Source organism: Roseivirga spongicola (genome assembly GCF_034376045.1).
Taxonomy (GTDB): domain Bacteria; phylum Bacteroidota; class Bacteroidia; order Cytophagales; family Cyclobacteriaceae; genus Roseivirga; species Roseivirga spongicola.
This window is the reverse complement of sequence record NZ_CP139724.1, coordinates 2,461,435-2,474,968: the sequence shown is the minus strand read 5'-3', so window position 1 is coordinate 2,474,968 and position 13,534 is coordinate 2,461,435. Positions and strand designations below refer to the sequence as shown.

The 13,534-nt window shown below is 40.9% G+C and carries 10 protein-coding genes; 5 read left to right on the top strand and 5 right to left on the bottom strand.

Annotated elements, in window-relative coordinates; all coding sequences use genetic code 11:
* Window positions 1-40: 40 nt before the first annotated feature.
* From T7867_RS11035 to T7867_RS11020, 4 genes are all read left to right on the top strand, one after another.
* Window positions 41-1,687 (top strand): hypothetical protein, encoded by a 1,647-nt coding sequence (locus T7867_RS11035; protein WP_322299255.1) that lies wholly within the window; start codon window positions 41-43, stop codon window positions 1,685-1,687.
* Window positions 1,684-9,357 carry a hypothetical protein gene (locus tag T7867_RS11030; RefSeq protein ID WP_322299254.1) on the top strand — a complete coding sequence of 2,558 codons (7,674 nt, stop codon included), beginning with the start codon at window positions 1,684-1,686 and terminating at the stop codon, window positions 9,355-9,357. Before T7867_RS11035 ends, T7867_RS11030 begins: the two co-directional genes overlap by 4 nt.
* A 72-nt stretch (window positions 9,358-9,429) precedes the next feature.
* A complete protein-coding gene (locus T7867_RS11025) occupies window positions 9,430-9,810 on the top strand; it encodes a PEGA domain-containing protein (protein ID WP_322299253.1) in 381 nt (126 codons plus the stop codon).
* Between the two features lie 9 nt (window positions 9,811-9,819).
* Window positions 9,820-10,125: a hypothetical protein gene (locus T7867_RS11020; protein ID WP_322299252.1), complete on the top strand. Its 306-nt coding sequence runs from the start codon at window positions 9,820-9,822 to the stop codon at window positions 10,123-10,125.
* Between the two features lie 86 nt (window positions 10,126-10,211).
* Here T7867_RS11020 and T7867_RS11015 read toward each other — a convergent pair whose 3' ends face one another.
* Window positions 10,212-10,445 carry a hypothetical protein gene (locus tag T7867_RS11015; RefSeq protein WP_322299251.1) on the bottom strand — a complete coding sequence of 78 codons (234 nt, stop codon included), beginning with the start codon at window positions 10,443-10,445 and terminating at the stop codon, window positions 10,212-10,214.
* Window positions 10,446-10,534: 89 nt separating this feature from the next.
* Here T7867_RS11015 and T7867_RS11010 point away from each other — a divergent pair, with 89 nt between their 5' ends.
* Window positions 10,535-10,939, top strand: coding sequence for a hypothetical protein (locus T7867_RS11010; protein WP_068218551.1), 405 nt, complete (start codon window positions 10,535-10,537; stop codon window positions 10,937-10,939).
* A 14-nt stretch (window positions 10,940-10,953) separates the two neighbouring features.
* Here the strand turns inward: T7867_RS11010 and T7867_RS11005 are convergent, their stop codons facing one another.
* From T7867_RS11005 to T7867_RS10990, 4 genes are all read right to left on the bottom strand, one after another.
* Complete coding sequence (locus tag T7867_RS11005; protein ID WP_322299250.1) at window positions 10,954-12,219, bottom strand: hypothetical protein; 1,266 nt, start codon at window positions 12,217-12,219, stop codon at window positions 10,954-10,956.
* A gap of 126 nt (window positions 12,220-12,345) precedes the next feature.
* The gene (locus T7867_RS11000) at window positions 12,346-12,519 is read right to left on the bottom strand and encodes a hypothetical protein (protein WP_322299249.1); all 174 of its coding nucleotides are present in this window, start codon (window positions 12,517-12,519) and stop codon (window positions 12,346-12,348) included.
* A 46-nt stretch (window positions 12,520-12,565) separates the two neighbouring features.
* Entirely contained in the window at window positions 12,566-13,111 is a 546-nt protein-coding gene (locus T7867_RS10995) for a hypothetical protein (RefSeq protein WP_322299248.1), read from the bottom strand.
* 48 nt (window positions 13,112-13,159) lie between these two features.
* On the bottom strand, window positions 13,160-13,513 hold the full coding sequence (locus T7867_RS10990) for a beta barrel domain-containing protein (protein ID WP_322299247.1): 354 nt from the start codon (window positions 13,511-13,513) through the stop codon (window positions 13,160-13,162).
* Window positions 13,514-13,534 lie beyond the last annotated feature (21 nt).

Sequence of the window (13,534 nt, the reverse complement as noted above, 5' to 3'; positions counted from 1 at the left end):
CCCCCATTAGGGCTATTTTTGTTTTATAAATCGAGCATTAATGGCTAATCAGTTTACAAATACAGGGTTTGCAACAATCCTTCCAAGACAAACCCAAGGCGTTTACAACACTCTCCTTTACGGAAACCGACAAATACAACAGAATAAAGAGTTTCAGGCCAAGCAAAGAGCAGCCGTAGATGACTTTAACTACAAAGTGTTTAAAGACTACGCTAACCTAGATTTCAAAGGAATGGACGGCAATCATAAGGCCGTTTTGAAAGACATGGCTAGTGGTTATATGTCCACTGCATTAGACGCCTACAAACAAGCAAGACAACAAGGCGTAAAGCTTGACCCAACGGCCTTAGAGAAGATTAAATCCGATACATATGCTGCCAGAGACATCATGCTTTCTCACCAACAAGGAATGCAAGAGTTAAACCAACTTTACAAGCAAAATCCCGATTTGTACAGTGAAGACATGCTCAAAGATGCCTTTTCTCAAATGTACAAAACAGATGAAGAAGGAAAGATAGATGTCAACTCCCCTAACTTAGATTATAGCGCTCAAGATTTAAAGAAACTTGCTTCCGACCCCAAATACGTGAACTATGGCTATGGAGTAAACAAGTTTGTGGAAAACATGGGCAAGACCATCTCCTCTAAGTTCTCAACATTCAAAGACCCAAATTCAGGTGAGTTTTTCGATAGAGAGGAAGACTTTGAATCATACAAGCGATTAGTCGAGATGGGCGAAAACGGTAGGCCAAAAATAAGCGAGAAAACGGGCTTGCCAATATTCAAAGACTCTCAGGCCGTACTAGCTGAAATGGCTATTTCTCCCGACCCTGAAATTCAAGCATCTTACAAGGCGTTGCTACACAATGCAGAACAGCAAGGAATTAGCGCAGTAGACTTGCTAGACAAGGAACTGGCTCCAATGAGAACTTCAGACCTCAAGAAACAAGACAACACAAGGATAGCCAGAACAACAGGTAGTAAAAAGAAAGAAGACACGCCTAATACATTCAACCTAGTTCAAGGTGGTTCGGGCGAGTTTGAATCTAAAGGAAGAAGGTTTTCAGGAGATTCTATGCCAATGCCAGGGGCATTAAAAGGCGTACCTATTGATGTTAAAGATTTGGGAAAGACAGAAACAAAAAAGGGAACTCTAGACGACATAGGGTATGACCCAAGAACACTTGAGAAATCATTCATATTTACTGTCCCAGGCACTATGCAGGGCGAATTTGAAAAGGTCTACATTCCACTCGCTGACGAGAAGACTATGGCAACTGTTTTAAACATGCTTGATGACGATTCTCCAGAAGAAAAAGAAATTCTGAATGCAATAGACACCTTTAAAGAAAAGGGCGAGTTGAAAAGCTTAGGCTATAAAGAAGACCTGCCTATGGAAGCCTTAAAAATGGTAGACCAAATCAGATATGCAGGGAATTACAAGAAACAAGAAAAAGGCAGCAATGAGCAAACTCTTGACGTGATAAAAGGCATCGGTGAAGAATATGGAATTGATGTTTCTGACATTGTGCCTGAGCGCTCCGTTTGGGCAAAGAGCATAAAGATTGGCGATAAGTCATATTCAACAGAAAATGATGCTCAAGAAATAGCCAACATTCTTCTTGAAAGAATTAAACAGGCCAACCCTATTCAGGGCGAAATACCAACCACAGCAGACAACCTATGATAAACAACACTGATCCTAAAAAGAAGCTTTGGAATTTCCTTAGCCAAAAAGGACTGTATTCAAAAGACTACAACGCATTTCAAGAGCAGTTCAGCACGCCAGAGAGTCAGGGTAAGCTACATAGGTTTATGACCGAAAAGCAGGTTTACTCTAAATCAGCCGAAGACTTTTCGTCACAATTCTTCCCTCCTACAGAAAAACCACTTTCAACAGAAGAGCAAAGACAGTCTATCATAGACAAGTACGACCAACAGGCCGAAGAGCAAATTGGTAGCGACCCTGTTATTTCTCAAAAAAGAGACTCTTTACAGTCGGTTTACCAACAGAGGTTCAACCAAGTAGAAGAAGGTATTGCCAAGGAGGTAGATAGCTACTTGCAAGACAAGCAAGACTCTTTGCAGCAGCTATTAGATGCTGAACAAATAACCGAAGAACAGGCCAATAAGCAGTTAGATGAAGCCCGTTTGCAAAAGAGTGCTGAGTACAAACAAGCACTAGAAGAGCAGGCTAAAACATTCGATAGCGAATACGCCAAAGAACTCAACTCCTTGCCAGAAGTAAACGAGCGGATTCAGAAAATTGAGGCAGAGCGATACAAAAACCTGCAAGAAACCCTTAGTGCGTTCGATCAGATTGAGTTTGATAAGAGTCAAAAACAAGCAGAGGAAGCAAGAAAGGCAGGGCGAAAAGTAGCAATTGATAATTTAGGTTACGGACATGTGCTAGCTAACGACCTTGTTAATGCCGCACTCACTAAAGCTAAGTATGGCGTTCCTCAGTCGGTTAAGCAAATAGACTTAATGCAAACAAGTCAAAACATCTCAAAAGCTAAGGGGATATTAGACTCCCTTGAAGGTATAGAAGATGATACAATGGTAAAGGATGCATATTACTTCTCAACTTCCCCTGGTGCTAGACGAGTAAAAGCTTCTGAATTAAGGAAAGAAGCCAAAGAAAGGCTTTCCAACTCAGTTCAGGGAATGGAGAAATTAACTGAGGGCATTTCCAAATTAGAAGCCAAGATTGCAGGCGAGGGAATCAAAACCGACTTGCTTGCCGTAAAATCTTGGGACGACTTTTTTCAAACGGCCTCAAACATTGCGGGGGAGCAAGCAGTAATTATGCCTCTAGCCTTACTTGGAGGCTCTTACGCAATGGAAACGGCAGAGGCTTATTACTCACAAGTATCTTCTCTAGCCAAGGCCAAGGGCATAACCATTCAAGAGGTGATAGAGCAAGGCTTAGACAATCCCGATGCAGCAGCAACAGCAGGGGTGATTTCTGGCTCCTTAGATGTACTCGGTACAGGTAAAGTAGTGAATGCTATGCGTAAGGCCGTTACAGGAACCGTTAAAAAGAGGCTTGCCGAGTTTGGGGGCACAACCGCTACAGAGTTCTTAACAGAGTTTGCTCAATCCCTAACCCTTCAAACACAAAACAACCTTGTGTCTGGAGAGAAAATCAATCTGAGAGATGCCGTTTCAGAAGGTTTAGCAGGGGCTTTAATGGGCGGCTTATTAGGTTCTAGTGTATTCCTGAGTAACCCAGAAAAAACACAAATAGTCAAGAATGTAGAAAAAGAACTCGAAGCAACCACTGGAGACTTAGGGGTTCAAGACGGCCTTGATAACAGTACCGACAGTACAATTACAGAAGACAATTTAAACCATGAGAGAGGACAAGAACCCACTACTGCCAGAGCAGAGGAAGAAACTAATACAGATGGACAGCGAGATACAGCAGAACAAGAAGCAATTAGCGGAGACCAACCACAAACTACTGATGCTGTCGAAGAGAATGGAGTTGATGGACAGACAGAACAGCCAACTATTGCAGAAAGTGAAACAGTTGGAGAATCTACTGACACAACTGAGCAAGGACAGCTTACTAATGAGGGTGAGTTAGAGGTATTTGAAGACCTAGTAAAAGAGTCAGAATCATTTGAAGAGGCTTTTGTTAAAGCTAAGGAAGTCAAAGACGTACCTCAAGAAGTGGCTGACTTGTTTTCTGAAAAATACAATCCAGAAGGAAACAAAACTCAGGAGGAGGCATTTAGGGATTTTTATGATGAAGTAAAGCAGTCCGATGCACTCACCGAAAACGTAACCTCGCAACAAAGCAGCAGTGAGGAGTCAATTGAACCTACAGTAGAGGGTCAAGTAGAGCCTGTAAAAACAGCAACCCCAAAGCCTGCCCAATCTTTGGCACAAACTGAAAATAGTGCCGTTAATTTGCCTACAAAGGGCGCGGCTATCACTGCAAAGCCGAGCGTAAAAGTTCAGCCTGAACAGTTAAAAGCAGCAAGCGAAAAAATATCAGCCGCTTCTCAGAAAATTCAGGAAATTCTGAAGAAGCAAAGAGGGCAATTAAGCGCTAACCCCTTTACCGACCCTGAATTACTTAAGGCCGTTGGCGAATTAGCAGTAGGGCTTGTTGAAATGGGTTACTTGAAAGCCAAAGAGTTTGCCCAAGCATTGTCCGAATCACTTGGCTTCGAGGTAGAAGAACAGCAAGCCAAAGACCTGCTTAAACAGGCTAGAATTGCCACGGGTATAGACGAGGACACTAGCTCCGACATTATTGACCAAGCAAATGACGGAGCTACTGACGGAGCTACTGACGGAGTAAACGGTGGTACAATAGACGACACTGCCAATTCTAAAACAGGCAGGGAACGTTCTGGCTCTAAAACAATCAGAGACAACACCACTCCCGAAGCTAGAAAAACACTCAACAAGAATAAGCCATTTTTTAGAACAGTAGGCCGAGAAGAAACACTAGAAGAATCGGCTAAGTTTATTGACGATAACGGAGGTTTAGAAGCTACGAAAGACCTCCTTATGAGTAAGGATACCAAGATTGATGATGAAGTCCGTTTCGGTTCGTTATTCTTAGTCTACAAGCACTATGCGGATAAACTCAAACAGGCCATAGAAGAAGGGAGTCCTTCAGATGCAATTGCAGAAACCCTCCAGTCTATCAGAGACTATTTAGCAAAAGAAGGAACCCACGCAGGTAGGAGAATAGACTTGTTTAACCTCTTCAAGATGGACGGTGCTGAGGGTGTGATTCACATGCAGAACAAAAAGGCTCAAAAACACAATAGCAAGCCCAAGAACAAAAAGAAGTCAGATGGACTAGACAAGGCTTCGGAAGAGGTGGTTTCGGAGTACCAAGAGGCTATAAATAAGGCTGTAGATGAAGTGTTTAAAAAGTCGTCTGTAGCAAAGGCTACTAAGACCGCTTCCAAACGGTCTCAAACCAAAGACAAGCTCACTAAAATAAAGGCCAAGAGAGACAAGATTCACAAAGACTACAAAGAGTCTGACTTGTTTTACTCTTCGGTGGTTCCCTTCAAACCAGAGTTTATCACTTACGTATCTAAGCTTGCAGCAACCTATGTTGAAGAAGGCTATGTTCGTGCTTCAGATATTGCTGCCAGAATAGCCGAAGACATCAAGGAGAAGTTCAATAAAGACATAGACCTTGAGACTATTTCTGGCATTGTACAAGATTCACTAGAAGCCCTAAACGAGTCGCAAAGAAAGGCCATTGACGAGGCCATTAAATCAGGCAACTTCGACCCTAAGCCGTTAATAAACAAAGCTGCCAAAGACTTAGAAACCTCTTTAAGAAAAATAGCAGGGTACGATAGCAACGCCTTGTCCGAATCTAAAGACAAGTTAATTGAAAAGATAATGTCAGGGCTTGGTGATAGCCAAAACACTGAGCTAAAGAGCCTATTGTCAGAAGCTTTCGATCAAGCAATCAAGGAGAACCAAAACAAAGAGATAGAATCTTTCTTTAGGAGTAGAATATTTAATCCTAAAACTAAGGAAGAAGTGCTTAATTCTTTCTTTGAGAAAATTCAAAGGGTAATTAACGCAGGTGCTCTCCCTCAGTTTACTGAATCTATATCTGAGAAATCACTACAAAAAGTAATAGACTATCTTCCAGAGACTTTACGTGCAATAGCCAAGAAAACCAAGGGAGACAGGCTTAAGCATGGGGTGGCAATTGTAAACGAAGCCCTTTCTAGACTAGGATTAACACCAGAGCAAGTCAACCTTCTTTCGGGAGAAATAACAAGACAGTATGAGAAGCAAATAAAAGAAGAGCAGACTAAAATACTAGAGCAGTACTTTAAAGAAAGGATTGCCCCTCACCCAGACAATGTGTTGAAGAATTTCTACGCACGTATGAGTGGGCTAATTAACTCAGGGGCTACAAAAAGAAGCGATAGACTTACCAACATCTCCAATAAGATTTTAAGCAAGGCGTTAAAACATGCCGAACAAAAAATCAGAGACATTGTAAGGAACAATCAAACAGATAAGATAGATATAGACTCAATTATCGAAGAGGCTGTTGCTAATTTGGACATTGATGAAAACCAAAGGCCAATAATTTCAGAAGCTTTAAAACAAACTTACAATGCGCTAATTCAGCAAGAAAAAAGTAAGTTTGTAGAAGATTACTTCAGGGAGAGAAAGGTTAAAGAGCAAACTAAAGAAGAAAAAGCCAATAGCTTCTACGGCAAAATAAGCTCACTTATCAATGCAGGAGCCTTAAACAAATTCAAATCTAAGCTATCTGAAAAAGTATTAAAACAAGCTCTCTCAAACCTAGAGACAAGCATTTCCAAACTAGTCAACAAACAATCTGAAGGGATTGATTTAGAAGCTGTTTCAGAAGAATCCGTGTCTAACTTAGACATCACAAAAGAGCAAAAGGCCGAATTAAAAGAAGAGGTGAAGAAAATCCTTTCTGCCGCTATGCAAGAATATAGGGTAGAAATGGTCAATCGAGAGATAGAAAGGCTAGAGAAAAAACAAGAAGAGGGGTCAGAAAAATCAATCGAGGACAGGTTTTTCAACAGGGCTGCAAACCTTATTAAAGGAGGTGCAGAGAAGAACTCAGAGCTAATGTCTAAAATAGCTAGGCGCTTAATAGAAAAGACCGCTAAAGACTTAGAGATAGACCTTCAGCAAGTAATCAGGTCTCACTTCTTAGGGCAATTCAAAACTAGAGATACGCTTACTAACAGAATAGTTTCTCAGCTAGACCTAGACCCTGAAACGGCCAAGAGAGTTGCCGCCATTGTTGAAAAAGAGTTGGCTAGTACTATCTCTAGCATGCAAGACAGGGCACTTCAAAAGCTACTCGGACTAGACGAAAACAATCAGAAGAAAGAGGTTAAGCCAAAGGAGAAAAAGCAGTACCTAGACAAAATGATTGAACTCATTAACCTTGGGGTGTTCTCCAGAGAAGAGTTCAAAAATGCCTTTGCAGAAAAGTTTGGTCTTCTTCCTGAAATAACCAACTCAGACGCTATCAAGATTGAAAACCTCATTAAGCTAATTGAAGAAACAGAATCAGGTTCAAAAGCCTCTACCCTAGCTAAACTAGAATTTGTAAGGCTGTTGCAAAAGTATGAAATGGCTCAAAACTGGGCAGATGTTTCACATGAGGTAATCATTACCAACCTACTTTCGGGATGGACTACCGATGTGCAAAACACCAAGTTCAACATGTACTCTATTTTCTTCAAGTACGCAGTCTTGCCAATATTCCAAGGCAAGGCATGGAAGAAATCATACATGGCTTCGGTTAAGAATGGCAGCATTAAAGGATTCTTGAAAACCAATCCTATTATACAAGCGGCCTTAATGGAAAGAGCTGCTTTTAAGGCCGTTACTAACATGGGAGTGTTCAGTAAAAACCCTTCTAAAGCATGGGCTGGCTTTATGGACACAATCATTAATGGCGGTGTAGATTCTAAGTTCTTCGATGAACACACAGACCCTAGAGGCTTCCATTTGCCGAACATTGATAAAGATCCAAAAGCGCAACACCCTATTTACAAAAACTGGAAGATTCCTGTAACCAAAAACTTCTCCATCCCTATCAACCCAATCAGGGCTTTCCAGTTCAGAACAAGAACATTGCCTGCTATGGATATTTTCTCTAGGTCGGTGGCTGAGGAAATGATGTTCACTCAGTACTTTTTAGAAGAACAGCAGAACAGTAAAAATCCGTCTATAAGAAAGGCTTGGAGTAAGGCCGTTCGAGAAGGGGTAGACATGGATCAGGTAGAAGCGGAAACAAAAGAACAGGTCGGCTTACTAACTAAGTACGGTGTAAAGGTTTCCAAATATGCTGAAAAGGTAATCAGAGATGAAATTATTGAATCCAAGCTAGGTATTCCACAAGACGAGATCCAAGAACTAAAGGAAATATCAAGAGATATTACGGCCACAATGGAAAGAACTGGCTTCTTCCCTAAATTGGCAAACAAGGCTATTCAGGCTTCCAATTATGGTAGCCAAATGAATCATCCAATGGCTCAGTTTGGCAGTAAGCTGTTGATTAACGTGTTCTTCCCGTTCAAAAAGATTATAGGACAGATTGGCGATATTATGCTAGACTCGGTTCCAGTTTACAATTATGCTAGAACTTACGGGTACGGGGTTACGGGTCTAAAGAGAAGGCTAGAGCTGCAATCTGAATTAGGCAGAAGACAAGCTTGGAGTAGAAAAACCTTTGCCGAAAACACCTCTCAAATGGGTGAGGTTGGCTCCAGGAAGTTCAACAATCAAATGGCGTTGGCTCACCTCCATAATACAATGATGGTAGGTTTGGCGGCCTTATTTCTAGGTACAGACGAAGAAGATTATTTCTACATTTCTGGCGGCTACCACAACCTGTCTTTTAGCGAAAGAGAACTCCAAAACAAAAATGGAGTGCCTGCTAACACTATCAAAATAGGTGGACTCCAATTCAATTACTTAAACACACCATTACATATTGCAGCCTCGGTAATAGGCAACTGGAATGACGGCATGAAGTCGCCAGATTGGGATGAAGACGGCTTTATAAAGAGATCGGCATTGGTGGGGCTGTACTCCATGAACTCCATAAAAGATGTGTCCATATTTTCAGGTATTCAGGACTTCACAGACTTTACCGCAACAGCCTTAGAGCTACTAGATTCTGACTCTAGGATTCCTGAAAATGCTCTGGAAGAAAAAAGCTCTGCGGCCACTAAAGTTGTTAAGCCAATTGTGTCTTATCTTTCTAAAACATTGCCTTGGAATAACAACGGTATTCTTCAAGTGAAGAAAATGTTCGACCCTACCTCGTATTCTCAAAAGGATATTGATGAAATGCTTGCTTACCATGCAGGGCTTCACTTCTTCCCAGACGCTTCAGGGAGTATAAAAGCTAGGTTCGATATTTTCGGGAATGAAATCACTACCTACCCTGGTGAATCACTGTTCCCGTTAAGGCACTACTTAGACAAAGGCAAAGACAACAAAGACTTTATGTTTCTGAAAGAGATAGACGCCCTACCTTCTGCCCTAACCGACTGGAAGCTAAAAGACGATGAAGGCATTTATGTAGACGACCAAGACATCCCTGTTTCATTCCAGAGAAAGTATAAAGTATTAGCTTCTAAAAACTTCCAAAAGCTAGTTGCTGAAATAAGAACTGACTATGAATCAATGTCTGAGAAAGACAAACGGGCTTACGCAAAAGAAGACTATCGAGCGTATTATGGTAAAAAAGTGTCTAGGGCGCAGTTCGAAATAAAACTAGCCATGACAAGAGCTAAACTACTTGCTAAAGAAGAGCTTGAAGATGAGGTAGAGCGTTTTATTAAGAGGTAAGCTTTCATAAATACCTATTTCTTGGTATTTTGAAGCTTAAATAATTAGCGCACTTTGCCAAGAAAAATTGACATGAAAAATTTGAGACTACTTCCTAGTGTTGTTATCCTCATCACCTTTACTAGTTGCGCCACATTGTTTGCGCCAAACACAAGAGCTTTAGCCGTGTCTTCTCAGCCCGCTGGAGCAGATGTTTATGTAAACGGGTTTAAGATGGGGGCTACGCCTATCGAACTTCAACTAACCCCAGACAAATCATACAATATTGAATTTAGACTTGAAGGGCACGAGTCTGTTACCAGAGTAGTTAACACGAAAGTAGGCGGTGGATGGATTGTGCTTGATGTGCTTGGCGGTCTTATCCCAATAGTTGTAGACGCAGCGACAGGTGCATGGAACAAATTAGACCAAGATTCCGTTAATGCCGCCTTGGTAAAGTCTGGCGGTCAATAACATTCATACATGAATAAGAAGATAAAAATATCTCTTTATGCTTTAGGGCTGGTGCTAACTGCCTTGGTTATTACCAACCCTTCTCCATCTGAGTTTGATTCCTATTCCGTGAGTTTAATAAGAGAGTGGGGAGCTATAAATGAGGCTTGTGTAACTCGAAGCAGGGTGAGAAACAATTTCTTTTACAGCAAATACGAATTAACAGACGTATGTCATGAAAAATGGGATAGCTTCCTAAAAAAAGACGAGTTTGAAAGCTTTGTTGTTTTAGCTTACCTTGGTCGTTTTAAAGTAGTCTGGAGGGGCTACAAATAAGGCCGAATATTAAACTCGACCTCCCTAATTAATTGCCCCTACCAGTTATGAGTAGAGCCTCTTCTATATCCACTAGTCTAATCTTCCTATTCTTCATTATTTGAGTCTTTTTCTGTGTTTACGTTGGTTTCCTTTTCATCCTCAACTATCTTTGACGCTATGCTAAAGAGATGAAGCAGGGTGTTTTTTGTTGATGCACTATCTGTTTTACTCATTTTGTTGAACTGAGTATTTAAGGCTATCACAAAAAGCGATCTCTGAACGTCTTCTGCGTCCGTTACATCTAAAATCTGGTCGAAGCTGGCTTTTGTCTCTTGCATAATCAAATATTGTTGTTAACTTTACTGTCACCAAATGTACACAAAATTACTCAGTCTGACAAAAAATAGTTGGATGAATTGATAAAAAAATGCCAAAGACCGAAGACACAGCGTTAGCCAGAGAAATTAGCGGTAAGAATATTAAGTTCTTAATAGACCTAGACGGAAGCAAGCAAGATGCTTGGGGAGATAGGTTTGGATTAGGGCGTAATTCCGTTAATAACTACATCAACAAAAAAACGCTAATGCAAATCCCTACAGCTCAAAAGGTTTGTGCGCATTACAAGCTAGACTTAGGGAAGTTTTATGGGCAAATAATAAGTAAAGAAGATGTTGGCCTTTATGCGAATAACACTCCTAGTGAATTACTAGAGCCAGAAGCATCATATTCAAATCCTTCTCTTGATTCCATTTCTAAAGAAGATCTTTACAAACAATTACAAAAAGAAAAGGCTAAGGTGAAATATCTCACCGAAGCCCTTAGAAACCTTTAGTCTAGACAGTTATTCTACCAACCGTCTATCTCTTTTATCTTACTTAAGGCCGTTTCCACAATTTGTTTAGACCTCTCCTTTCGGTTCACCATCTTCCTAATCAATACGCTTATCAATACCAGGGAGATTAACAATAGCCCTCCAATAACCATTCTTTCTCTAAGGAGCTTCTTGTACCGAACAGATTGCAATGCCATAAGTCTAATGCTCTCAGCCTGAAACTCCGCAGCTCTTACCGATTCAACCTTTCTAATCCTGTCCACGTTTTCTTGGTGCTCTGCTGTTAGGTTCCAGAACTCACTTTTATAAGCACTGGCTTTGTTGTCTTCTCCAATTCTTGAGTAAGCGGTTGATATGTAGTCATACACTAGTAGGTATTTTGCATTGTCTTCAAACTTCCAATGATTCTCGACAGCCTCTAACAAATACCCCAATGACTTATCTTCTTTTCCTTGGTCTAGCCACATCTTGCCTTGATCCATAAGTACGTGGAATTTGCCGTAAGTGGACTTCATCTTAGGTTTAGCCATTTCGAAGTATCGCTGCGCCTTTTCCGTGTCTCCTATTGCTGCGAACGTCTTGGCAATATTGTGATGTCCGCTTCCCTCTAGCACCCCCCATTTATCGGCAATAACCGCTTCATGAAAATAAGAAAGCGCCTTTTCATTTTCTCCAATTGAATAGTTATTAAGGCCGATTTCACTAGCCACCCTTGGGAACACCTTTTCATGAACAGCCCCTTTTTTATAAAGAGCGGCTAATTCAAGATTTCCTTCCTCATACATGCTTCTACTCTGTGACTTAGAGACAGCAATATAAAATCTTGTTAAGTCTTGTTGAATCAAATCTAGCTCTTTCTGCTTGCTAGTATATCCGCTCTTGTCCCTCAATGAATCTATGGAAAGCCCATCTGAATAAGCCTTGGCTGCGCTCTCGTAATTACCAATGTTATAGCTTATTGCAGCTAGGTTTCTGGTGATTTGATAGATAAGGGAAATATCATCGGACTCAATTGACTTTAGCAACTCTAAAGACTGAGTGTAGCGCGTGTGTGCAGAATTATTATGCCCTTTTCTAGACTCAATCATGGCTAAGAACGCGTCATACTTAGCGTACCAATAAGTGTCTGCTTGTTTTTTAGCCTCTTGAAATAAAGAGATAACAGAGTCTTCTTGACTCCTGAAGTTATCCCTACCCCAATTAAACTTTTCTTCATCTGTTTGAGACTGTAGGTTTGCTGAAATCAGAATAGCAACCGCAATAAATAACCATTTTTTCATAGTGTCCATTGATTTAATAATATTTTGGCTATAGGCTGAGGAACCGATTTCAAGTAAACAAAAAAAAGCGTACAGTCAAACAACCATACGCTCTTTTTTGTTTTTTTGAGTAAATTAATTGTCGACTCAGCCATTCCCGCCAATTATAACCCCTGTGTCTCCTGGGTCAGGCAGGTTTCCATCATAATCCCCATTTAGCTCAATCTCTTGTGGAACAACGTCTTCACTGTCAGTGCAGGCCAGAACACCAAAAAATGATACAATTGCGATTAGGGCTACGTTCAAAATAGTCTTTTTCATAATGATTTGTTTTAAAATGGTTGTTTTATGTTACTACAATATAGTGTTAATTGGGGTTCATTTGACCTAACAAGTCAATAGAAGCCGCATCTTCCGCGCCACCTACCATATTGTTGAGTCCTGCATTAATTAACGCATCTCTTCTATCTCTTTTCTCAATGTATTTCTGGCCTTGGTTCCAATCCCATGCCTTGTCTTGATACCTGCCTAGAGTTTGTAAGGATCTTATGTTGTCTTGAAAGCTTTGGTATCTGAAGGCTTCATTTTTAGCCTGTTCGCCCAGCATTGCCCTATTTTGCTGAGACTGTGCATTCATAAGTCCTTGCATTACATTTGAGGCCGATCCTCCAACGTTTTGAATGGTGTCTACAATATTAGCTGCATTGGTTTGAATAACAGATTCGGCAGCACTAGCCCCTGGTCTCTGGGTTAAATTAGCCTGCTGCCTTGTAGCATCTGTGGCCTGTGTTACTGCGGTTGGTATTGAATATGTGGGGCGCTTGGGTTTCTTGGTAAACAACCCTGCCCCTGTTTGAATTATCCCTAAGCCTGTTTTGGCTAGAGAAGGAATCATTGCTGATGTTACTTCCATACCCCAAAGGTAGCTTGGTTGGGGTAGAAAATAGGGCTTGGAGGGGCTTTAACAACCCATAATTTCAGCTATCTTTCTTAGCTTCTCAACCTCTAGATTCCACTTGCCATAAGTAGGGATGGCATTTTTTATTCTGTCTACTAAGTCTTCTTGCTCTAGTTGTAGCGCAAGTTCCGCTTCATCAAAGTACAAAGTGTAATCAGGGGTAAGTTCGGTTTTCTGCCTACCTGTACTTATTTCGAATAAGCCAAATCCTTCCACTGTAACATATTTCCTCCCTACCTTTGATAGGACAGAAGTTTTAATATCCTTACTCCTTCGGAAAGCATTCCCAAACTCATTTGGCCTCAAGAAAACAGCCTGCCCTATCTCTGGCTTTTTATTGATACGGTCTTTATTCATACTGTAAAACAATATAAACGG